This window comes from Mesorhizobium sp. M0808 (genome assembly GCF_040320025.1).
Classification (GTDB): Bacteria; Pseudomonadota; Alphaproteobacteria; order Rhizobiales; family Rhizobiaceae; genus Mesorhizobium.
This window is the reverse complement of the sequence record NZ_JAMYOX010000019.1, coordinates 47153-68185: the sequence shown is the minus strand read 5'-3', so window position 1 is coordinate 68185 and position 21033 is coordinate 47153. Positions and strand designations below refer to the sequence as shown.

The window sequence follows — 21033 nt, the reverse complement described above, 5'->3', positions numbered from 1 at the left end:
TGCCGGCGCTTTTCGTCGCAAGGGCAGTCCGCCCCGAGAAATCAGAACGGGATTTCGTCGTCCAGCTCGCGCGACGAACCACCGCCGCCGCCCTTGTTGGCGCCACCGCGATTGAAACTTTCGCCCGGGCCGGACTGGCCGAAATCGGAACCGCGGCTCGCACCACCACCGGCATAGTTGCCGACCTGGCCGCCGCCCTCGCCCCGCGCATCGAGCATCTGCAGCTCGCCGCGGAATTTCTGCAACACGACTTCGGTCGTATAGCGGTCATTGCCGGTCTGGTCCTGCCATTTGCGCGTCTGCAGCTGGCCCTCGACATAGACCTTCATGCCCTTCTTCAGATACTGCTCGGCCACCTTGGCGATCTGGTCGTTGAAGATCACGACATTGTGCCACTCGGTCTTTTCCTTGCGCTCTCCGGATGTCTTGTCGCGCCAGCTTTCCGACGTCGCGATGCGGATGTTGACGACCGGGTCACCCGAATTCAAGCGGCGGATTTCAGGGTCCGCCCCGAGGTTGCCCACCAGAATGACCTTGTTGACGCTACCCGCCATGATACTTCTCCGCGCTCATCCGAAACCGAATTTTTGTCGCCGCACCTTACAGGCTATGGACAATCCCTGCCTGTCGTCGCTGCCTTTTCCCACAAGGTTTTTGTTCTCTTTTCGTTCTATAGGAGAGGCCCTGCACTGTCAATAGTTGTCAGTAAGAAGTAGTGTCTTGGCGTCGAATTTCCACAGACCATGGGATCGAGGCGAACGCATGAAGATGGTTGCGCACGACGATCAGCCGCAAGAAGAATGGCGGACGGGAGTAAAGACCCGCATGCATGTCTCGGCCTGCAACGGCGCAACTCAACTTTGCATATTCGAACAATGGGTCGAACCCGCGGTTGGCGCCCCGACACATTGGCACCCGGTCGAGGAAGTGCTTACCGTCATCGCTGGCAGGGCCGAGATGTGGATCGACGAAGAGCATCTCGTCTTGACTGCCGGACAGTCGCTTGTTGTTGCCGCGCACAGGCAACATGGCTTCCGAAACGTCGGCTCCGAATTGCTTCATATTCATGCTGTGCTCGCGTCACCAGTTTTCGAGGCGACGTTCAACGGATCCCCCGACATGGTGAGACGCTGGCCTCCAGCGAGTTTGTAAAACCTCGCCTGTCTTAAAAAACACCGCCTGTCTTAAAAAACACGGCTTGCCAAACCGATAAGTATTGACTTATGCTTTCGGCATGATCGAAGCAGACATTTTTCGGGCACTAGCGGATCCAACGCGTCGCGCCGTCTATGAGCGGCTCGCCGACGGCGAGATGACGGTGTCGGAACTGCGCACTGGCATACCGGTATCGCAGCCGGCGGTATCGCAACATCTCGCAGTGCTGCGCGGCGCCGGCCTCGTGGTCGAGCGCCGGGCCGGTCGCAATGCCTATTACCGCGTCGATCCGAAGGGGCTTGCGCCACTGCTCGGCTGGATCGAACGCTACCGTGCGTTCTGGCCAGAGCGCATCGAAAGACTCAAGACGGTTTTGAAGGACATGGACCAATGACCAGCCGAGGCACAGAACGCGCCGAAATGGCCGCAGACAAGATCGAGTTCGAGTGCGAGCTGCCCGAACCGCCGGAAAAGGTGTGGCGGGCGCTGACGGTGCCGGACCTGCTCGCGGCCTGGATGATGCCGAACGACATCAAGCCCGAAATCGGCAACCGCTTTGCCTTTAAAGCGCCGAATGCGCCGATCGAGTGCGAAATCCTCGACGCGGATCCCGGACGGCTGCTGCGCTATTCCTGGCGGGAGCGGCCGGCGCCCGGCGATACGCAGGTGCCGCCCGGCAGCCCCCTGGACAGCGCAATGAACGACAGCCCAGTGGACAGCATCGTCACCTTTACGCTCGACCGCACCGTTTCCGGCGGCACGCATCTGCGCATCGTCCATGATGGTTTTGCTCGGGCAGCAGTGCCGGAGATCGCGATGGCAGGCGCCGGTTGCCGGCTTTCGTTTGAAGCGCGCACTCCCAGACACAAGCAGATCGCCGCAAACACGCCGCGCCTCTTCCTGCGCGCGGCCTGAACGACAACAGTCAACGGAGAGAACCGATGAGCGGCCTTGCCAATCTGGTGCCAATGGTGATCGAGCAGTCGAGCCGCGGCGAACGCGCCTTCGACATTTTTTCGCGGCTGCTGCGCGAGCGCATCGTCTTCATCAACGGGGCGATCGACGACGGCACCTCGGCGCTGGTCTGCGCCCAGCTTCTGTCGTTGGAATCCGACAATCCCGACAAGGAGGTCTCGCTCTACATCAACTCGCCGGGTGGCGTGGTGACCAGCGGTTTCGCGATCTACGATACGATGCAGTATATCAGCTGCCCGGTCTCCACGGTTTGTATGGGCTTCGCCGCCTCGATGGCCTCGTTCCTTTTGATGGCCGGCACACCGGGGCGGCGGATCGCGCTACCCAACACCAGCATCGTGCTGCATCAGCCTCTCGGCGGTTTCCAGGGCCAAGCCTCCGATATCCAGCGCCATGCCGAGGGCATCCTTCGCACCAAGCGGCGCATGACCGATCTTTACGCCCGCCATTGCGGCCGCACCTACGAAGAAGTGGAACGCACGCTCGACCGCGACTTTTTCATGACCGCGCAGGAGGCCAAGGATTGGGGCCTCGTCGACCATGTTTTCGACACTCGCAAGCAGGCCGCATGAACGAGCCGGGCCGGCGGACGGAACTGACGCGATTGAGCGCCCGCAATTTCAGCGACATCGGTCTGGTCTTGCCGCTATCGCGGCACTATAGTCCGGCGATGACCGCCAGCCGCTCGTCCAGCCTGTTATGCCTTGCTATCGCTACCGTAGCCGGCACGAACATGCTGGTGGGTATGGCACTTGCCCAAGATAATTCGATGTCTTCGCAAAAGGGCGCCCTGCCCGGTGTGACCAGCGATTATCGCATCGCCGAGCCAGCGCCGCGGCCTGAGCCTGACGATATGGCTCCAGGCAGCGGCAACGGCACCTTCAAGATTGGCGATACCGACGTTCGGATTTCCGGTAGCATCACCATCGATGTCGCTACCGGCGGGATCAGGCCCTCCAGCCGCTAAGCTCGCCTGGTGTGAACCACAAATATTGCGCTTCAAACGAACAGCCCCGCCATTGCGTTTGCAACTGACGGGGCTTCTTGGATCTGAAATCCAAATTGCCGGGAGTGTACTGCCGGCATTTTATTTCGGATGCTTCGCGGCATTCAGCCGACGATCCGACTAGCAGTCTCTGATTTTATGGGGATCAGCAGGTCCGTTTGGCGGGCAGCGAAAACGCCTGACCCTGGCCACTTATACCTGCCGCGGCTCCAGCGACACGTGGAGCCTCAACGAACAATCCGGTGGAGTCATGCCTCTGCTCTCCTTCTGTTGGTTGCGACTGTCGTCGTCGAAGCGCTCATCGCATAACCCGCGGCGTCTCGCAGGCTAGCCCCAGGCCGCGAGGCCATCGAAAGACGGCCGGCTTCGTTGACGTCTGGAGTCTGCCCCCACGGTGCAGGGACGTCAACCTTGAATAGCCGATTACCGAAAAATGTGATCGCGAGACGTTTTGGGAAGCCGGCCCCACGGGCAGCTTTTGTCAGGAGCGTGTTCGGCCTTTGTTCTTTCCGCTTGCCCGTTCGCGCGAAAGGCGGTTAAACGCTTTGGTCGAGAGTTGTGGCGTCTCTCGAAAAGGCGGCGAAATTGCCTACATAGGGGGTGGTCGGGAAAACCCGCCCATCCCACGAATTCCAGATTCTGAGGCGGCGACCGGCGATGGCCGACCATAAATATCTCTCCATTCGCGGGGCACGCGAACACAATCTGAAGAATGTCGATCTCGACCTGCCGCGTGACAGCCTGATCGTCATGACCGGCCTGTCGGGGTCGGGCAAGTCGTCGCTTGCCTTCGACACCATCTACGCCGAGGGCCAGCGCCGCTATGTCGAGAGCCTTTCGGCCTATGCACGGCAATTCCTCGAAATGATGCAGAAGCCGGACGTCGACCAGATCGACGGCCTGTCGCCAGCCATCTCCATCGAGCAGAAAACCACCTCGAAGAACCCACGTTCGACGGTCGGCACCGTCACCGAGATCTACGATTATATGCGGCTTTTGTTCGCCCGCGTCGGTGTACCCTATTCGCCGGCCACCGGCCTGCCGATCGAGAGCCAGACGGTCTCGCAGATGGTCGACCGGGTGCTTGCAGTCGTGGAAGGCACCCGGCTGTTCATCCTGGCGCCGATGGTGCGCGGCCGCAAAGGCGAGTACCGCAAGGAGCTGCTGGAGCTGCAGAAGAAGGGTTTTCAGCGCGTCAAGGTCGATGGCGTCTTCTATGAGATCGCCGACGTGCCGGCGCTGGACAAGAAGTACAAGCACGACATCGACGTCGTCGTCGACCGCATCGTCGTGCGCGGCGATCTGGCGACGCGGCTCGCCGATTCCATCGAGACCGCGCTGAAGCTGGCCGACGGGCTGGCGGTGGCGGAATTTGCCGACAAGCCGCTCGACGCCAGCCAGACCGGCGAGGATTCGGTCAACAAATCGAAGAACGAGACGCATGAACGCATGCTGTTCTCGGAAAAGTTCGCCTGCCCGGTATCCGGCTTCACCATTCCCGAGATCGAGCCCAGGCTATTCTCCTTCAACAATCCGTTCGGCGCCTGCCCGACCTGCGACGGGCTCGGCAGCCAACGCGCCATTGATGCCAGCCTGGTCGTGCCCGACGAGAATGTCTCGCTGCGGGCCGGCGCCGTCAGCCCTTGGGCGAAGTCGAGTTCGCCCTACTATGCGCAGACGCTGGAAGCGCTGGGCGTTGCCTATGGCTTCAAGCTCGGCGACAAGTTCAAGGATTTGAGCGAGGAGGCAAAGCAAGCCGTCCTGCACGGCACCGGCGAGCGCGAAATCACCTTCCATTACGATGACGGCCTGCGCTCCTACAAGACGACGAAAACCTTCGAGGGCGTCATCCCCAACCTCGAGCGCCGCTGGAAGGAAACGGAATCCGCCTGGATGCGCGAGGAGATCGAGCGCTTCATGTCGGCCACGCCCTGCCCGGCCTGCCGCGGCTATCGGCTGAAGCCCGAGGCGCTCGCGGTCAAAATCGCCGGCAAGCACATTGGCGAGGTCACCGAGCTGTCGATCCGCAAGGCCGACCAGTGGTTCACCGACCTGCCTGCATCGCTCAACGACAAGCAGAATGAGATCGCGGTGCGCGTGCTCAAGGAAATCCGCGAGCGGCTGCGCTTCCTCAACGATGTCGGTCTCGACTATCTGACGCTGTCGCGCAACTCCGGCACGTTGTCGGGCGGCGAGAGCCAGCGCATCCGGCTGGCTTCGCAGATCGGCTCCGGCCTGACCGGCGTGCTCTATGTGCTCGACGAGCCGTCGATCGGCCTGCACCAGCGCGACAATGCCCGCCTGCTCGACACGCTGAAGCATCTGCGCGACATCGGCAACACGGTCATCGTCGTCGAGCATGACGAGGACGCCATCCTGCATGCCGACTACGTCGTCGATATCGGCCCGGCGGCCGGCATCCATGGCGGCCACATCATCGCGCAGGGCACGCCGCAGCAGATCATGGCGACCCCCGCCTCGATCACCGGCAAGTATCTGTCGGGCGAGCTCGAAGTGGCGACGCCGGCGGTTCGGCGCGAGGCCAAGAAGAACCGCCGGCTGAAGGTCGTCGGCGCGCGCGGCAACAACCTGAAGAACGTCACCGCCGAAATCCCGCTCGGCACCTTTACCGCCGTCACCGGCGTATCCGGCGGCGGCAAGTCGACCTTCCTGATCGAGACCCTGTTCAAGGCGGCGTCGCGCCGCATCATGGGCTCGCGCGAGCATCCGGCCGAGCATGACCGAATCGAGGGGCTGGAATTCCTCGACAAGGTCATCGATATCGACCAGTCGCCGATCGGGCGCACCCCGCGCTCCAACCCTGCCACCTATACCGGCGCCTTCACGCCGATCCGCGACTGGTTCGCCGGCCTGCCGGAGGCCAAGGCGCGCGGCTACCAGCCGGGCCGCTTCTCGTTCAACGTCAAGGGTGGCCGCTGCGAGGCCTGCCAGGGCGACGGCGTCATCAAAATCGAGATGCACTTCCTGCCCGACGTCTACGTCACCTGCGACGTCTGCCACGGCAAGCGCTACAACCGCGAGACGCTCGACGTCCTGTTCAAGGGCAAATCAATCGCCGACGTTCTCGACATGACGGTCGAGGAAGGCGTCGATTTCTTCGCCGCCGTGCCCGGTGTGCGCGACAAGCTGGAGACGCTGAAACGGGTCGGCCTCGGCTACATCCATGTTGGCCAGCAGGCAACGACTTTGTCGGGCGGCGAGGCGCAGCGCATCAAGCTTGCCAAGGAACTGTCGCGCAAGGCGACCGGCAAGACGCTCTACATTCTCGATGAGCCAACCACCGGCCTGCATTTCCACGACGTCGCCAAGCTGCTTGAAGTGCTGCACGAGCTGGTCGACCAGGGCAACACGGTCGTTGTCATCGAGCACAATCTAGAGGTGATCAAGACCGCTGACTGGGTGCTCGATCTTGGCCCCGAAGGTGGTGACGGCGGCGGCGAGCTGGTAGCGTCCGGCACGCCTGAGGACATCGTTCGCGAAAAACGCAGCTATACCGGGCAGTTCCTGAGGGAATTGCTGGAGCGGCGCCCCGGAGGCAAGCGCGAAGCGGCGGAGTGATGGCAAAGAACGGTCTCATCACGGTCCAAAGCCGCTTCGGCGTGGCCGAAACGATCGATCGCCTGGTCGGCACTGTGGAACGTGCAGGATTGCTGGTCTTCGCCCGCATTGACCACGCCGCCGGTGCGCGCAGTGTCGAAGCTTCTCTGCGTCCGACCCAGCTTCTGATTTTTGGCAACCCGAAAGGCGGCACGCCGCTGATGCAGGACCGGCAGCTTGCCGGCATCGATCTACCGGTCAAGGCACTGGCTTGGGAGGACGAGCAAGGCAAGGTCTGGCTCTCCTACAATGACGCGCACTGGCTCGCTGAGCGCCACGGCTTGGGCGACGCCAGTCGCAATGCCGTCGCCGCGATAGCGGCCGGCATGGACAAGGTGATTGCGGCCGCTGCCGGCGCGGGCCAGTTTTGATCATGAGAGCCGCTCGGGCCGATGATCTCCCCACGGTGATCTCGCTCACCACCGACGCCTACGCGCCCTACACTGCCCTGTTCGGAGCGCCGCCGATCCTCGTCACCGAGGACTATGCGCCGCGCATAGAACGCGGCGAGGTCTGGCTTTCGGAGCAGGACGGACAGCCGGCCGGCTTGATCGTTCTCGAACGACATGCGGACCATACAATGATCTTCAGCGTCGCCGTTGCGCCCGCCTTTCAGGGCAAGGGTTTCGGCATCGGGCTGCTCGACTGGGCCGAGCAACGGACGCGCCTGTGGAGCTTGCCTGAAATCCGACTCTACACCAATGCCAGAATGGAACGGAACGTTTCGTTGTATAAGGCTACGGCTTTCGCGAAACGGGTCGCCGGCCCAATCCATATCGGCCAGGATGGACGATCGTCGACATGGCGAAAGCCGTCGAGACGACCGCCATCGCGTGATCCTTTTCTGCAAACCGGGAGGACGACCATGACTCAATCAGGAACAATCCGCGCCGGCATGGGCGGCTGGACCTTCGAGCCGTGGGACACGTCCTTCTACCCGGACAAATTGTCGAAGGCCAAGCAACTGCATTATGCCAGCCGGCAGGTGCCCACTATCGAGGTCAACGGCACCTATTATTCGAGCTTCAAGGAGCCGACCTTCGTCAAATGGGCCAACGAGGCGCCGGATGGTTTCGTCTATTCGCTGAAGGGCAACCGCTTCGTCACCAACCGCCGCGTGCTCGGCGAGGCCGGGGAATCGATCATGCGCTTCCTCGGGTCGGGCGTCGCGGCACTTGGCGACAAGCTCGGGCCGATCCTGTGGCAGTTCGCGCCGACCAAGAGATTCGACCCGGACGATTTCGAGGCCTTCCTGAAGCTGTTGCCGGAAAAGCAGGACGGCGTTGCGCTGCGCCACGCGGTCGAGGTGCGCAACGACAGCTTCGTCGTGCCGGAGTTCGCCGCCTTGGCGCGAAAGCACAAGGCCGCCATCGTCTATGCCGACCACGCCAAATATCCGGGCATTGCCGACGTTACCGGCGATTTCATCTATGCGCGGCTGCAGACCGGCAGCGACGACAATCCCGATTGCTATACGCCAAAGGCGCTCGACGAATGGGCGGCGCGCGCAAAAACCTGGGCGGAAGGCAAGGTGCCGGCCGACCTGTCGCGCGCCGATCCTTCAACCGACGCGCCGGTCAAGCCACGCGATGTGTTCGTCTACTTCATCACAGAGGGCAAGGTCCGCGCTCCATTCGGCGCCATCGCGCTGATGAAGCGGGTCGCAGGCTGACGCCCCGCTGTCGGTGGTCTGCCTGGCCGGGCCCTCAATTACCGGCTATGCGGCGCGTTCGTCCGGACGCCGATCAACCCTGACGATCTCGTTAAAGGCATCGAGATCGACATAGAAGACCTTGGTGATCTCCGCGATGAGTTCGTCGTGGTCATACCCCTGCGATTTCAGAATGTTGATGGCTGTTAGGATATCGACGCGCTCCGTGAGCCGTCGTTTCTGGTAGTCCTCGACATAGCGCTCCATTGATTGGCCCTGGCTCCCAAGCACCCGAAATGTTGGACGACAACAGATCGCTGGAAGGGCTTGCGCGCAAGCGTGCGGACGCAGCCGCGCCTTCCCCTGATCTGCCAAGTTGAAACTGGTACGGAAAGCGGCCGACTCACCAAGGCCAAGCAAAATCTAGCACGCAATCTGCAGCGCGCCAGAGTTGCAAAGTAACGGAATCAATAAGAATTCAGACAGTCAGGAATTTGCGGACGTCCGCCCGGTCGAGATCCTCGGCGGGGCCGGTATGGACGATCTGACCGCGGTCCATGATGTTGACCTCGTCGGCCAATTCCCGGCAGAAGTCGAGATATTGTTCGACCAGAAGCACGGCGATACCGGCCTGGTCGCGCAGATAGCGGATGGCGCGGCCGATGTCCTTGATGATAGACGGCTGGATGCCTTCGGTCGGCTCGTCGAGCACCAGCAGCTTCGGCCGCATCACCAGCGCCCTGCCGATGGCAAGCTGCTGCTGCTGGCCGCCGGAAAGATCGCCGCCGCGGCGCGCGAGCATCTGCTTCAGCACCGGAAACAATTCGAAGACATGACCGGGAATGTTGCGATCGGCGCGCTTCAACGGCGCAAAACCCGATTCGAGGTTTTCCCGCACCGTAAGCAGCGGAAATATCTCCCTGCCCTGCGGCACGAATGCGATGCCCGACCGGGCGCGATCATACGCCGCGCTCCGGTCGAGCGCCTTCCCCTCGAAGGCAACGCTTCCGCTCGTCAGCCGGTGATGGCCGACGATCGATCTCATCAAACTGGTCTTGCCGACGCCGTTGCGGCCGAGCACGCAGGTGATCTTGCCGGCGCCGGCCTTCAGCGAGACGCCGCGCAGCGCCTGGGCAGCGCCGTAGTGCAGCGTGGCATTGGAGACTTCGAGCATGGTCAGCGCTTTCTCCAACGCGTGAAGAACGAAAGGTCGAAATGATGGAACGGAACGCGCCAGACCATGTTCATCTCCCCAGATAGACTTCGACGACGCGCTCGTCGGCCGAAACGAAGTCGAGACTGCCCTCGGAAAGCACCGAGCCTTCGTGCAGGCAGGTGACCTTGACGCCGAGCTCGCGCACGAAATGCATGTCGTGCTCGACGACGATGACAGAATGGTCGCGCGCGATGTCCCTGAGCAGCCGCGCGGTTTCCTCGGTCTCGGCGTCAGTCATGCCGGCAACCGGTTCGTCGACCAGCAGCAGCTTCGGATCCTGCGCCAGAAGCATGCCGATCTCGAGCCATTGCTTTTGGCCGTGGCTCAGATTGGCGGCGAGTTCGTCACGCTTGTCGCCAAGCCGAATGATGCCGAGGATGTCGTCGATCTGCCGCACGTCCGCGGCCGAGCGACGATGGAACAGTGCCGGGAAGATCGAGCGCGGGCCTTTCAGCGCCAGCATCAGATTGTCCTCGATAGTGTGGCTTTCGAAGACGGTCGGCTTCTGGAATTTACGGCCGATGCCCATCATGGCGATTTCGGCCTCGTCGTGTTTGGTTAGGTCGACCTCACCGTTGAAGAAAACTTCACCCGCGTCGGGCCGCGTCTTGCCGGTGACGATGTCCATCATCGTCGTCTTTCCGGCGCCGTTGGGGCCGATGATCGCCCGCATCTCGCCCTTGTCGAGCACCAGCGAAAGGTTGTTGATGGCGCGAAACCCGTCGAAGGAAACCGACACGCCGTCGAGATAGAGGATGGTGTTGCTCTTCGACATCAGGCCATCACTCCGCCGGCTGCGGTTCGGCGCCGGAGGCCGACCAGTCGCCCGGCCTTCTCGCCGCCGAGCGGTCGGTTTTCGGCGGCACCGGCGCATCGGGATCGATGCCGACTTCCTCGGCAACCGAGGCCGCCCGCAGCGCCTTGGCGTTGCCGCGCCAGGAATCCCACATGCCGATGATGCCCTTGGGCAGGAACAGCGTGACGGCGACAAACAGTCCGCCCAGCGCAAACAGCCAGAATTCAGGCAGCACGCCGGTGAACCAGGATTTACCGGCATTGACCAGAAGCGCGCCGATGATCGGCCCGACGATGGTGCCGCGCCCGCCAACGGCCGCCCACACCACCACCTCGATCGAATTGGACGGCTCGAATTCGCCAGGGTTGATGATGCCGACCTGCGGCACGTAAAGCGCACCGGCGATGCCGGCCATCACCGCCGACACGGTGAAGGCGAACAGTTTGACGTTCTCCGCCCGCCAGCCGAGAAAGCGCGTGCGGCTTTCGGCGTCGCGCACCGCCATCAGAAGCTTGCCGTACTTGGAACCGACGATTGCCCAGGTGACGAAGACGGCAAACGCCAGCATGACGGCGCTGGCCGCGAACAGCGCCGACCGCGTCATGTCGGCCTGCACGTTGAACCCTAGAATGTCCTTGAAATCAGTCAGGCCGTTATTGCCGCCGAAACCCATGTCGTTGCGGAAAAACGCAAGCAGCAGCGCATAGGTCATCGCCTGGGTGATGATCGACAGGTAGACGCCGGTGACGCGGCTGCGGAAGGCAAACCAGCCGAAGATGAAGGCGAGCAGGCCGGGCACCGCAAGCACCATGATCGCGGCAAACCAGAAATGGTCGAAACCATACCAGAACCATGGCAGTTCCTTGTAGTTAAGGAACACCATGAAATCCGGCAGCAGCGGATTGCCGTAGACGCCGCGCGAGCCGATCTGGCGCATCAGATACATGCCCATCGCATAGCCGCCGAGTGCGAAGAAGGCGCCGTGGCCGAGCGAGAGGATGCCGCAATAGCCCCAGACGAGATCGAGCGCCAAGGCGAGCAGTGCATAGCAGAGGTATTTGCCGGTGAGCGCGACGATATAGGACGGCACGTAAAACGCACTTGTCGGCGAGACCGCAAGATTGAGCAGCGGCACGACGATTGCAACCGCCAGCAGGATGAAGATGGTGATGGCGACGCGGCGGTCGGCGCCGGCGGCAAAGAAGCGTCCCGTGATCATGCTTCCACCGACCTGCCCTTTAGCGCGAACAGACCGCGCGGGCGTTTCTGGATGAACAGGATGATCAGCACCAGGACGACGATCTTGCCGAGCACCGCTCCGGCATAAGGCTCGAGGAACTTGTTGACGATGCCGAGCGAGAAGGCGCCGACCAGCGTGCCCCAGAGATTGCCGACACCGCCGAAAACGACAACCATGAAGCTGTCGATGATGTAGCCGCGGCCGAGATTGGGCGAGACGTTGTCGATCTGGCTGAGCGCGACACCGGCGATGCCGGCAATGCCGGAGCCGAGTGCAAACGTCAGGGCGTCCACCCACGGCGTCCTGATGCCCATCGAGGCGGCCATGCGGCGATTGGCGGTGACGGCACGCATCTGCAGCCCCCAAGGCGTGCGTTTCATCACGTAGAGCAGCACAGCGAACACGCCGAGCGCGAATACGAGGATCCAGAGCCGGTTCCAGGTCACGGCAAGCTGGCCGATATTGAACGAGCCGGACATCCATGACGGGTTGCCGACCTCCTGGTTGGTCGGCCCGAAGATGGTGCGTACGGCCTGCTGCAGGATCAGCGAGACCCCCCACGTCGCCAGCAGGGTTTCCAGCGGCCGACCGTAGAGGTAGCGGATCAGCCCGCGCTCGATGACAAGGCCGACGAGCGCCGCCACCAGGAAGGCCAGCGGCAGGGCGATGACCAGCGACCAGTCGAACAGGCCGGGAAAGGAATTACGGATAACCTCCTGCACGACGAAGGTCGTGTAGGCGCCGAGCATGACCATCTCGCCATGCGCCATGTTGATGACGCCCATGACGCCGAAGGTGATGGCCAGGCCAATCGCCGCCAGCAGCAGCACCGATCCAAGCGATATGCCGTACCAGACGTTCTGGCCGGCATCCCACAGCGCCAGCGTCGAATTGATGTTGGCGATCGCAGCCGTCGCCGCGTCCTTCACCGCACCTTCGGAATTGGCCTCTACCGACGTGAGCAGCGACACCGCATCGCGGTCGCCGCGCGCACCGATGAGCGCGATCGCCGCCAGTTTGTCGGCCTCCGGCCTGTCTGAAACGAGAACCGACGCGGCGCGGGCCTGTTCTAGCAGCGCCTTGACGCTTGCCACGCTCTCATTGGCGATGGCGGTGTCGAGCGGCTCGATGTTTGCCGCGTCCGGCGTCTTGAACATTGTGTCGGCAGCGGCAATGCGCACGGCCGGATCCTTGGAGCCAAGCGTCAGTGTGCCCAATGCATCGCGAATGACGCGGCGCAGCGTGTTGTTGACCTTGATCTTGGTGATGTCGGCCTTGGCAGCTTCGCCCGATCTTTCGCCGGTGAGCGCATCGAGCAGCTCGATGCCGTCGCCGCTCTCCTTGCCGACAAAGACCAGTGAATCGGCCTTGCGCACGTAAAGGCTGCCCTCCGCAAGCGCGGCAAGCGACCGTTCCACGGCTGGATCGCCGGAAGCCGCAAGCTCGCGCACCACGGCTTCTATCGCCGGAAAATTGGCGGCGGTGGCGAATTTGGCGATGACCACGCGCAGATCTGCTTCGCTGGCGTTCGACGGCAGCAGCGTCCCCAGGAGAAGGAGCAGCATCAGGCCAATCGCGCGGATCAGGATCATTGGTTTCTGGTGGCTCTTGAAGATTGAATGTCGCCTCCGGGCAGGCTGGAGGAGGAGCCTGCCCGGAGGCTTGCGGGTCTGGGAGGACAGACCGGGAGGATCAGTTGGTTCCCTTGCCGCCGCATTTGCCGGTGGCAACGTTGAAGTTGCCGCAGGACAGAGGCGCGCGCCAATCGGAGATCAGGTCCTTGGAGTCAGGCAGATAGTCGGACCACTCGTCGCCCATCACCAGGCCGGGCGTCTGCGAGACGGTTTCGAACTGGCCGTCGGCCTGGATTTCGCCGATCAGCACCGGCTTGGTGATGTGATGGTTCGGCATCATCGTCGAATAACCGCCGGTCAGGTTCGGCACCGAGACGCCGACCATGGCGTCGATGACCTTGTCCGGATCGGTGGTGCCGGCCTTCTCGACCGCCTTCACCCACATGTTGAAGCCGATATAATGGGCTTCCATCGGGTCGTTGGTGGTGCGCTTGTCGTTCTTGATGAATTTGTGCCAGTCGGCGATGAACTTCGCGTTCTCGGGTGTGTCGACGCTCTCGAAATAATTCCAGGCGGCGAGATGGCCGACCAGCGGCGCGGTGTCGAGACCGGCAAGCTCTTCCTCACCAACCGAGAAGGCCATGACCGGAATATCCTCGGCCTTGATGCCCTGGTTGCCGAGTTCCTTGTAGAACGGCACATTGGCGTCACCGTTGACGGTCGAGACGACGGCGGTCTTCTTGCCGGCCGAACCGAATTTCTTGATCGCCGAGACTTCGGTCTGCCAGTCGGAGAAGCCGAACGGCGTGTAGTTGACCATGATGTCTTCCGCAGCGACGCCCTTGGCCTTCAGATAGGCCTCGAGGATTTTGTTGGTGGTGCGCGGGTATACGTAGTCGGTGCCTTCGAGAACCCAGCGCGTCACCGAACCGCCATCCTCGCTCATCAGATAATCGACGGCCGGAATGGCCTGCTGGTTCGGCGCCGCACCGGTGTAGAACACGTTGCGCTCGCTTTCCTCGCCTTCGTACTGGACGGGGTAGAACAGGATGTTGTCGAGCTCGCTGAACACCGGCAGCACCGATTTGCGCGACACCGAGGTCCAGCAGCCGAACACCGCGGCGACCTTGTCCTTCGAGATCAGCTCGCGCGCTTTTTCTGCGAACAGCGGCCAGTTGGAAGCCGGATCGACGACCACCGCCTCGAGCTTCTTGCCGAGCAGGCCGCCCTTGGCATTCTGCTCTTCGATGAGCATCAGCATGGCGTCCTTCAGCGTCGTCTCCGAGATCGCCATGGTTCCCGACAGCGAATGGAGGATGCCGACCTTGATGGTGTCGTCGGCCGCCCTGGCGGGAATGCTCATCAGCAGGCCGGCGGTGACCACGCCGGCCGAAAACATTTTTGTTATTGTCGAGAAACTGCCCCTCATACTTTTAAACTCCCAAGCTGGTTAACTGCATCGGAACAGGACCATGCAACGGCTGTGCCAATCACCGGCGAAAGATCGGAGTGTTTGAGATTTCCCAGCCCTGTCAGTCGGTTAATGTATTAGCCGCAGGAGATGAACCTCCCCTGCCAGGTTTGAAATGAGAAAAGATCACTCGTATCAGCCTAAGTTTTACTCACATATAGGCCAATGCCCGAATTTTGAGCAGCATCATATGAGCGCTGGCGAGGATTGCAGCGCCGCAGCGAAATGAGGCAAGTTCGAACCCTTAACGGGGGACTCCATGGCCTTCAGAGCTTCTTGCATTTTCACCGCCATGCTTCTGCTGGCGGCGACGACCGTAGCGCGCGCCGGCTTCAGCGACGGCAAGCTGCCGGACGGCTCCTATCATTGCGAAGTCTATCTGCTTGGCATGTTCCTCAGCCTCGGCGACATCACCATCAAGGGAAACGTCTATAGCGGTCCGGTGAGCTTCGGCATCGCGCCGCAAAGCTACAATTACCAGATGGATGCAGACGGCGTGATCACCTGGCTGGGTCCGCTGGGCGGCTACACCAGTGGCGGCAACTCGATCTCGCTTACGCAGGCGACGCTGGAAAGCGGAACCACCCCGTCCTTCGATATCATCATGAAGCAGCCAGACGGCGCCTTTACCGCCTCGACCTGCACGAAGCGTTGAAAAGTACGGAACCTGGCGAGGTTCCGTACTCCGAAGTAGAAGCCGCCTAGCTCTCCGCCGCCATGTCGAGCGCCAGCCGGGTCATATCGGTGAAAAGGCCCTGGCGTTCGGAATAGTCGGTCTGCTCGCCGGTTGCCACATTGTCGACGACGGTCAGGATCGACAGCGCCCGGGCGCCGAAATCGGCCGCAATGCGGTAGAGTGCGCTGGTTTCCATATCCACGGCGAGCGCCCCCTGTGCCTGTGCTTCGGCAAAGCGTTCGCGCCCCAGCGGATGATAAAAAATGTCGCTGCAGATCGTCAGCCCGGCCCGATGGTCGATCCCGAGTTCCGAAGCCCGGGCCAACGCCTGGGCCAACAATGCAGGATCGGGGCCGGCATCGGCACGATAGAGACCAAAAACCTGGCCGCTCTCCGCATTTTCGCCGCGCACCGATTGTGCGATCACCAGGCTGCGCAGCGCCATCTCGGCGGTCAGGCCGCCGCAGGTGCCGGTGCGGATCAACGTTTTCGCACCGTAGAAATCCAGCAGCTCGTGCACGTAGACCAGGAATGACGGGACGCCGATGCCGGTGGACTGGACGCTGACAGGCTTGCCGCGAAACAACCCGGTAAAGCCGAGCGCGCCGCGGCGGCGGTTGACGCAGCGCGACGCTTCCAGAAAGGTCTCCGCCATCCATTCAGCGCGCTGCGGGTCGCCCGGCAGCAGCACCGTGCTTGCGTAGTCGCCTTTGCTAGCCTCGTTGTGTGGCGTCACGGCATGCTTCCAAAACCCGTCGCCCGTTTCGCCTGCAATCATGGCAGTCTCACGACATTGCGCAAGCGGAGCGTTGGAAGGGTCAGGATTCCAGCATGTCCTTTACGATCGTGGCCAATTGCTTGAGCGAAAACGGCTTCGGCAAGAAGCCGAAATGCGCGTCGGCCGGCAAGTTCTTGGCGAACGCGTCTTCGGCATAGCCGGACACGAAGATAAACTTGATGTCGGGCTGCCGTTTGCGCAATTCGCCAAGCAGCGTCGGGCCATCCATTTCCGGCATCACCACGTCCGACACCACGACGTCGACCTTGCCGCCGAGCGCTTCGTAGACTTCAAGCGCCTCGACGCCCGACGACGCCTCGTGGACGGTGTAGCCGCGCGATTTCAGCGCCCGCATGCCGCCCATGCGCACGGCGTCCTCGTCCTCGACCAGCAGCACCGTGGCCGAGCCCGACAGATCCTTGGCTGAGTCGGCGATCTTGGCAGGGGCGGCCGGCACTTCTCCAGCCTCGCCCGCCTTCCTTGCCTCCGCAATGTGCCGCGGCAGGAAGATGCGGAACACGGATCCCTTGCCGACTTCGGAATCGCAGAAGATGAAGCCGCCTGTTTGCTTGATGATGCCATAGACCATGGACAGGCCGAGGCCGGTTCCCTTGCCAACCTCCTTTGTCGTGAAGAAGGGCTCGAAGATCTTTTTCAGCACATCAGGCGCGATGCCGCTGCCGCTGTCCTCGACCTCGACCAGCACATAGTCGGCCGGAGTAAGTTCGCGGTAGGAAAAGGTCTTGCACTCTCCGGCGCTGACGTTGCGGGTGCGTACGGTGAGCTCGCCGCCGGCCGGCATCGCATCGCGTGCATTGACCGCCAGATTGACCACCACTTGCTCGAATTGCCCGATATCGACCCTGACCGGCCACAGGTCGCGGCCATGGTCGATTTTGAGCTTGATGTCGTTGCCGACCAGCCGGGCAAGCAGCATCCTTAGATCTGCGAGCACGTCGGTCAGGTTGAGCACCTCCGGCCGCAGCGTCTGCTTGCGCGAGAAGGCCAGCAACTGCCGCACCAGCGAGGCCGCCCGGTTGGCATTCTGCTTGATGTTCATGATGTCCGGGAACGACGGATCGGACGGCCGGTGGTTGGTCAAAAGCAGGTCCGAGGCCATGATGATGGCGGTCAGCACATTGTTGAAATCATGCGCGATGCCGCCGGCGAGTTGGCCGACCGCCTGCATCTTCTGGCTCTGCGCCATCTGGCCCTCGAGGGCCTTTTGCTCAGTGGTCTCCACGGCATAGACGATGGCCGATTCCTCGGCGCCCTCGCCACCGGTACCGTCTGCGACCGCGTTGACGTAGAAGCGTATGTGGCGCTCCTCATTGCCGGGCAGCACCGTATCGATCGGCTCGATGTCAGCCTGTTGCTGGCGTGCCTTTTCAAAGGCCGCGGCGAAAGCCGGCCGGTCGCGCTCGTGGATCACCGTATCCAGCCGCACACGCCGATCGACCGCATCGCGGTCGACGACCGAGGAAAACAGCGACAGGAACGGCGCATTGGTGCGCAGGATGCGGCCGGCATGGTCGACGCCGGCTATCGCCATCGGCGTCGAGTTGAAGAACCGCGTGAAGCGTATTTCCGATGCGCGGAGGTCGGCCGAAGCGTCCTCGCCTTGCGTCCGGTTGAGCACGATGGTGCGAGTCGGGCCGTTGAGCCCCTCTCGGCTGGCCGAGACACGATGCATGAAGCGCACCGGCAGCGCCTCGCCGGTCATCGTCGTCAGATCGAGGTCGATAACGGCATTGCGCGTGGTACCAGCGTCGGCCTTGACCGAACGGACCAGCGCCATGCCGTCGCCGGCGACGATCTCCGGCAGCGTGATGGCGCCGGGAGTGAAGCTGGCCAGGTCGATGCCCAGCCACTCCGCAAGGGTCGCGTTGATATAGGTGACGCGGCCTTCCTGGTCGGCCGAAAAGAAACCGGCCGGCGCATGGTCGAGGTGATCGATCGCCTTTTGCAGGTCGAGAAAGAACCGCTCCTGCTCGGCCCGTTCCTGCGAGATGTCGGCAAGCTGCCAGGCAAGCATGGGCAGCCGCTGGCCGGGAACGCTGAAGGCGCGGGCCCGAACGCGGTACCAGCGAGCGCCCGGTTCGGCGCCTGGCCGAATGGACTGCGCGAGCCGAAACTCGCCGTCGCCAGGCTGGCCATCACGCAGGCCGGACGCCAGCCGGTATATGGTCACCGAGGCCTCGGGAACGTCTGAAAGCAAACCTTCGACGGTCTTGAGGTCGGCGGCCGACTCGGCACCCGTCATATCGGCATAGGTCCGGTTGGCGTAGATGATACGGCCTTTGGTGTCGGTGACCAGGAGACCTTGCGACATCGAATCGACGAAAGCTTTCGACAGTTCGTCGCTTGTCGAGCGCGGCGTGATGTGCACGAAGCCGATCGCAGTGGCGAATAGAAAGCCGACGCCGATCATCGCCAGCACGCCAAGCATGCCGAGCAGGAATGGATCGCCAAGGCGCTCGCGGAAAAGGCCGAAGACGATCGCTGCCCCAGTCAGGACGACGATGAAGACGATGAGCCGGGTGACCGCTCCCGGCCGCGTGTTCTGGTCGACGATAGGTACCGGATAGAAATCGCCGCGCGCTTCCTTGGCCATGTGCCCCCTGCTCGTGAATTCCGGTGTCGGTTGAATCATATTCTCAGGGTTGGGAAAAGGCCCGGCTGCAGATGTCCGTTAAAAATGACGCCGTTCGGCTCCCGGCGTTTCAAGCTGTTCACGAAGCGTGAAAGGCAACTTGCGGTGGCCTGCCGCAACAGTCTAGTGTCGCCTCTCTTCGAAAGCTGATTTTGGGGGAACCAATGCTGCAATGGCTGGATGGCGTGGCGGGTCCTGGTTATGCCGCAGCAATCCTATGGACGTTTGCAGTACTTGTCCTTCTGCTCATCATTCTTCTTATCATCAGGCTGGTCCGCAGCCTGACGTTCGGGACATTCGTCGCCGGCGGCAGGAACCGCAAGACGCGGCTGGCTGTCATGGATGCCACAGCGGTCGACAGTCACCGGCGGCTGGTGCTGGTGCGCCGCGACGATATCGAGCACCTGCTCTTGATCGGTGGTCCGACCGACGTCGTCGTCGAGCGCGACATCAGGCTCTCGGCGCTGCGGCGCCCGGCATTGACCGGAGACAACGGCCACCAGCCGGCAGCAAGGTCGGCTTCGATCACAGCCGCGCCGGCGAGGCAAGCGCCACCGCAGCCGGCAGGCGTAACCGCGACCCCTGTCCGAGCCGGCCAGACGGCGACGATGCCGGCAACAATGCCGGCGCCGGCGCCGAAACCGGCATCGAACGTCACGCCGTTGCCAAGTTATGGATCCGTCAACGCCAATGCCTCGCGGCATGCGCAGCCGCCGGCAAGGCAGGACCCCCCGGCAAGATACGAGCCGCCGGCACAGCACGAGTCGATTGACGATGCGCTGATGAAGGAGCTGGAGGTTTCCCTCGACGAGCCACGCTTCAGCCAAACGCCGAGCAAGCCGGTGGCGAAGGCGTCGCCCTCTCTCGACGACGAGATGACGAAGCTCCTCGGCGAGTTGTCCAATCAGAAAAGATAGGCCGATAGCGAACGGCCAATGAAAATGGCCGGAAAACCGGCCATTTTGAACGCTTTACCGATGCCGCTGTTTTTCCCGGCGACTCAGTCGTCGCGGTAGACCTTCTCGCGCCGCTCATGGCGCTCCTGTGCCTCGATCGACAAGGTGGCGATCGGGCGCGCGTCGAGCCGCTTCAGCGCGATCGGCTCGCCCGTCTCCTCGCAATAACCGTAAGTGCCTTCGTCAAGGCGCTGGAGGGCCGAATCGATCTTGGAGATGAGTTTTCGCTGGCGATCGCGGGCGCGAAGTTCGATGGCGCGGTCGGTTTCCGAGGAGGCGCGATCGGCGAGGTCGGGGTGGTTGGCGTTTTCCTGCTGCAGGATTTCGAGAGTTTCGCGCGCTTCGCGCAAGATGTCGTTCTTCCAGGTGACGAGCTTCATGCGAAAGTAGGATTTCTGCCGCTCGTTCATGAACGGCTCGTCTTCGGAGGGTACGTAATCGGCGGTAACGATGTCGTTCATTCGACTCACCCAACAAACCCCAAATTTGGCGCCTATATATTCGCGGACCGAAAGCTGCACAAGGTCAATCGACGACAGTTTCACGCAATTGTTAGTCTCGGACAAACCACCATCGGCGATGCCCTTTTTGCGAAGAATACGACCGAATTCGTACATGATTCGCTATGCTTGAGGGTCGCTTGCCATTGCGCACGGAGCTCTTCTGATGGCAAATCCTGCGGCGTGCTGACGGGTTCGGTGCCCGGCACAACGGGGATCCGGTGACCAGACTTTACCTGCTGAGGCATGCGAAGGCCGGCTGGGCGCTGCCTGGCGTGGCTGACTTCGACCGCCCGCTCGATCCATCCGGCTTCGCCGATGCCGAAGCGATGGGCGTGCTGATGCGTTCCCGCAAATACGCACCGGCCCGCACCCTTTGCTCAAGCGCCAAGCGCGCCCGCCAGACGCTGGAAAGCTTGGCTGGCCATACGGACACGGGCCGGGTGCTGTTCTGTGACACCCTCTACAGCGACGATGCCGCCGCGTACCTCACTGCCATCCGGCAGAATGGCGGGCTGGAGGCCCTGCTCGTCATCGGCCACAATCCGATGATCGAGGATCTCGCCATGGCGCTCTCAGGCGACGGCGACGAGACCGCGCGGGCCATGCTGAACCACGGCTTCCCGACCTCCGCACTTGCGGTGGTCCGGTTCTACGGCAGTCTTGCCGAGGCTGCGCCGGGCGCCGGCTATCTCGAAGCCTTCCTGACGCCTGCCGATATCTGAGGCCATTTCAAAGCCGCCCATCAAAGCCTATATCGGATCCTGA

Annotated in this window: 21 protein-coding genes and 1 pseudogene; 12 read left to right on the top strand and 10 right to left on the bottom strand. The window is 62.3% G+C overall.

Going from position 1 to position 21033, the window contains the following annotated elements:
* Window positions 1-41 precede the first annotated feature (41 nt).
* Window positions 42-554 carry a single-stranded DNA-binding protein gene (locus NKI25_RS21130; RefSeq protein ID WP_023674867.1) on the bottom strand — a complete coding sequence of 171 codons (513 nt, stop codon included), beginning with the start codon at window positions 552-554 and terminating at the stop codon, window positions 42-44.
* 208 nt (window positions 555-762) lie between these two features.
* Between NKI25_RS21130 and NKI25_RS21125 the strand changes: the two genes are divergently transcribed.
* From NKI25_RS21125 to NKI25_RS21085, 9 genes and pseudogenes are all read left to right on the top strand, one after another.
* The gene (locus NKI25_RS21125; RefSeq protein ID WP_352646470.1) at window positions 763-1152 is read left to right on the top strand and encodes a cupin domain-containing protein; all 390 of its coding nucleotides are present in this window, start codon (window positions 763-765) and stop codon (window positions 1150-1152) included.
* An 82-nt stretch (window positions 1153-1234) separates the two neighbouring features.
* Complete coding sequence (locus tag NKI25_RS21120; RefSeq protein WP_352448759.1) at window positions 1235-1549, top strand: ArsR/SmtB family transcription factor; 315 nt, start codon at window positions 1235-1237, stop codon at window positions 1547-1549.
* Between the two features lie 26 nt (window positions 1550-1575).
* A complete protein-coding gene (locus NKI25_RS21115; RefSeq protein WP_352646467.1) occupies window positions 1576-2070 on the top strand; it encodes an SRPBCC family protein in 495 nt (164 codons plus the stop codon).
* Between the two features lie 26 nt (window positions 2071-2096).
* Window positions 2097-2702: an ATP-dependent Clp protease proteolytic subunit gene (locus NKI25_RS21110; RefSeq protein WP_352502501.1), complete on the top strand. Its 606-nt coding sequence runs from the start codon at window positions 2097-2099 to the stop codon at window positions 2700-2702.
* Entirely contained in the window at window positions 2699-3097 is a 399-nt protein-coding gene (locus tag NKI25_RS21105; protein WP_352593513.1) for a hypothetical protein, read from the top strand. Before NKI25_RS21110 ends, NKI25_RS21105 begins: the two co-directional genes overlap by 4 nt.
* Window positions 3098-3793: 696 nt before the next feature.
* Complete coding sequence (gene uvrA / locus NKI25_RS21100) at window positions 3794-6715, top strand: excinuclease ABC subunit UvrA (RefSeq protein ID WP_352646465.1); 2922 nt, start codon at window positions 3794-3796, stop codon at window positions 6713-6715.
* Window positions 6715-7125, top strand: a complete 411-nt coding sequence (locus NKI25_RS21095; RefSeq protein ID WP_352593519.1) for a DUF302 domain-containing protein — start codon at window positions 6715-6717, stop codon at window positions 7123-7125. Before uvrA ends, NKI25_RS21095 begins: the two co-directional genes overlap by 1 nt.
* Window positions 7122-7591, top strand: a pseudogene (locus NKI25_RS21090) (GNAT family N-acetyltransferase). Before NKI25_RS21095 ends, NKI25_RS21090 begins: the two are co-directional and overlap by 4 nt.
* 28 nt (window positions 7592-7619) lie before the next feature.
* Entirely contained in the window at window positions 7620-8426 is an 807-nt protein-coding gene (locus NKI25_RS21085) for a DUF72 domain-containing protein (RefSeq protein ID WP_352666515.1), read from the top strand.
* Window positions 8427-8471: 45 nt separating this feature from the next.
* On the opposite strand, the gene NKI25_RS21080 is transcribed toward NKI25_RS21085, so the two are convergent.
* The 6 genes from NKI25_RS21080 to urtA all read right to left on the bottom strand — a co-directional run bounded on the left by NKI25_RS21080 (window position 8472) and on the right by urtA (window position 14660).
* Window positions 8472-8672: a hypothetical protein gene (locus tag NKI25_RS21080; protein ID WP_023674857.1), complete on the bottom strand. Its 201-nt coding sequence runs from the start codon at window positions 8670-8672 to the stop codon at window positions 8472-8474.
* A gap of 211 nt (window positions 8673-8883) precedes the next feature.
* The gene (urtE, locus tag NKI25_RS21075; RefSeq protein WP_126041867.1) at window positions 8884-9579 is read right to left on the bottom strand and encodes an urea ABC transporter ATP-binding subunit UrtE; all 696 of its coding nucleotides are present in this window, start codon (window positions 9577-9579) and stop codon (window positions 8884-8886) included.
* A 70-nt stretch (window positions 9580-9649) separates the two neighbouring features.
* Window positions 9650-10396 carry an urea ABC transporter ATP-binding protein UrtD gene (gene urtD, locus NKI25_RS21070; RefSeq protein WP_023674855.1) on the bottom strand — a complete coding sequence of 249 codons (747 nt, stop codon included), beginning with the start codon at window positions 10394-10396 and terminating at the stop codon, window positions 9650-9652.
* A gap of 7 nt (window positions 10397-10403) precedes the next feature.
* On the bottom strand, window positions 10404-11636 hold the full coding sequence (gene urtC / locus NKI25_RS21065; RefSeq protein ID WP_352999277.1) for an urea ABC transporter permease subunit UrtC: 1233 nt from the start codon (window positions 11634-11636) through the stop codon (window positions 10404-10406).
* Window positions 11633-13249: an urea ABC transporter permease subunit UrtB gene (urtB, locus tag NKI25_RS21060; protein WP_352999275.1), complete on the bottom strand. Its 1617-nt coding sequence runs from the start codon at window positions 13247-13249 to the stop codon at window positions 11633-11635. The genes urtC and urtB overlap by 4 nt, the downstream gene beginning before the upstream one ends.
* A 100-nt stretch (window positions 13250-13349) precedes the next feature.
* Entirely contained in the window at window positions 13350-14660 is a 1311-nt protein-coding gene (gene urtA / locus NKI25_RS21055) for an urea ABC transporter substrate-binding protein (protein ID WP_352782852.1), read from the bottom strand.
* 301 nt (window positions 14661-14961) lie between these two features.
* Here urtA and NKI25_RS21050 point away from each other — a divergent pair, with 301 nt between their 5' ends.
* Entirely contained in the window at window positions 14962-15357 is a 396-nt protein-coding gene (locus NKI25_RS21050) for a hypothetical protein (RefSeq protein WP_023674851.1), read from the top strand.
* 46 nt (window positions 15358-15403) lie between these two features.
* Here NKI25_RS21050 and NKI25_RS21045 read toward each other — a convergent pair whose 3' ends face one another.
* Both NKI25_RS21045 and cckA read right to left on the bottom strand, forming a co-directional pair.
* A complete protein-coding gene (locus NKI25_RS21045) occupies window positions 15404-16114 on the bottom strand; it encodes a purine-nucleoside phosphorylase (protein WP_023674850.1) in 711 nt (236 codons plus the stop codon).
* Between the two features lie 82 nt (window positions 16115-16196).
* A complete protein-coding gene (cckA, locus tag NKI25_RS21040; protein ID WP_023674849.1) occupies window positions 16197-18770 on the bottom strand; it encodes a cell cycle histidine kinase CckA in 2574 nt (857 codons plus the stop codon).
* Window positions 18771-18973: 203 nt separating this feature from the next.
* Here cckA and NKI25_RS21035 point away from each other — a divergent pair, with 203 nt between their 5' ends.
* Window positions 18974-19726, top strand: a complete 753-nt coding sequence (locus NKI25_RS21035; RefSeq protein ID WP_352785283.1) for a hypothetical protein — start codon at window positions 18974-18976, stop codon at window positions 19724-19726.
* Window positions 19727-19809: 83 nt separating this feature from the next.
* Here NKI25_RS21035 and dksA read toward each other — a convergent pair whose 3' ends face one another.
* On the bottom strand, window positions 19810-20226 hold the full coding sequence (dksA, locus tag NKI25_RS21030; RefSeq protein ID WP_023674847.1) for an RNA polymerase-binding protein DksA: 417 nt from the start codon (window positions 20224-20226) through the stop codon (window positions 19810-19812).
* Window positions 20227-20486: 260 nt separating this feature from the next.
* Here dksA and NKI25_RS21025 point away from each other — a divergent pair, with 260 nt between their 5' ends.
* The gene (locus NKI25_RS21025; RefSeq protein WP_352568748.1) at window positions 20487-20990 is read left to right on the top strand and encodes a SixA phosphatase family protein; all 504 of its coding nucleotides are present in this window, start codon (window positions 20487-20489) and stop codon (window positions 20988-20990) included.
* Window positions 20991-21033: the final 43 nt, after the last annotated feature.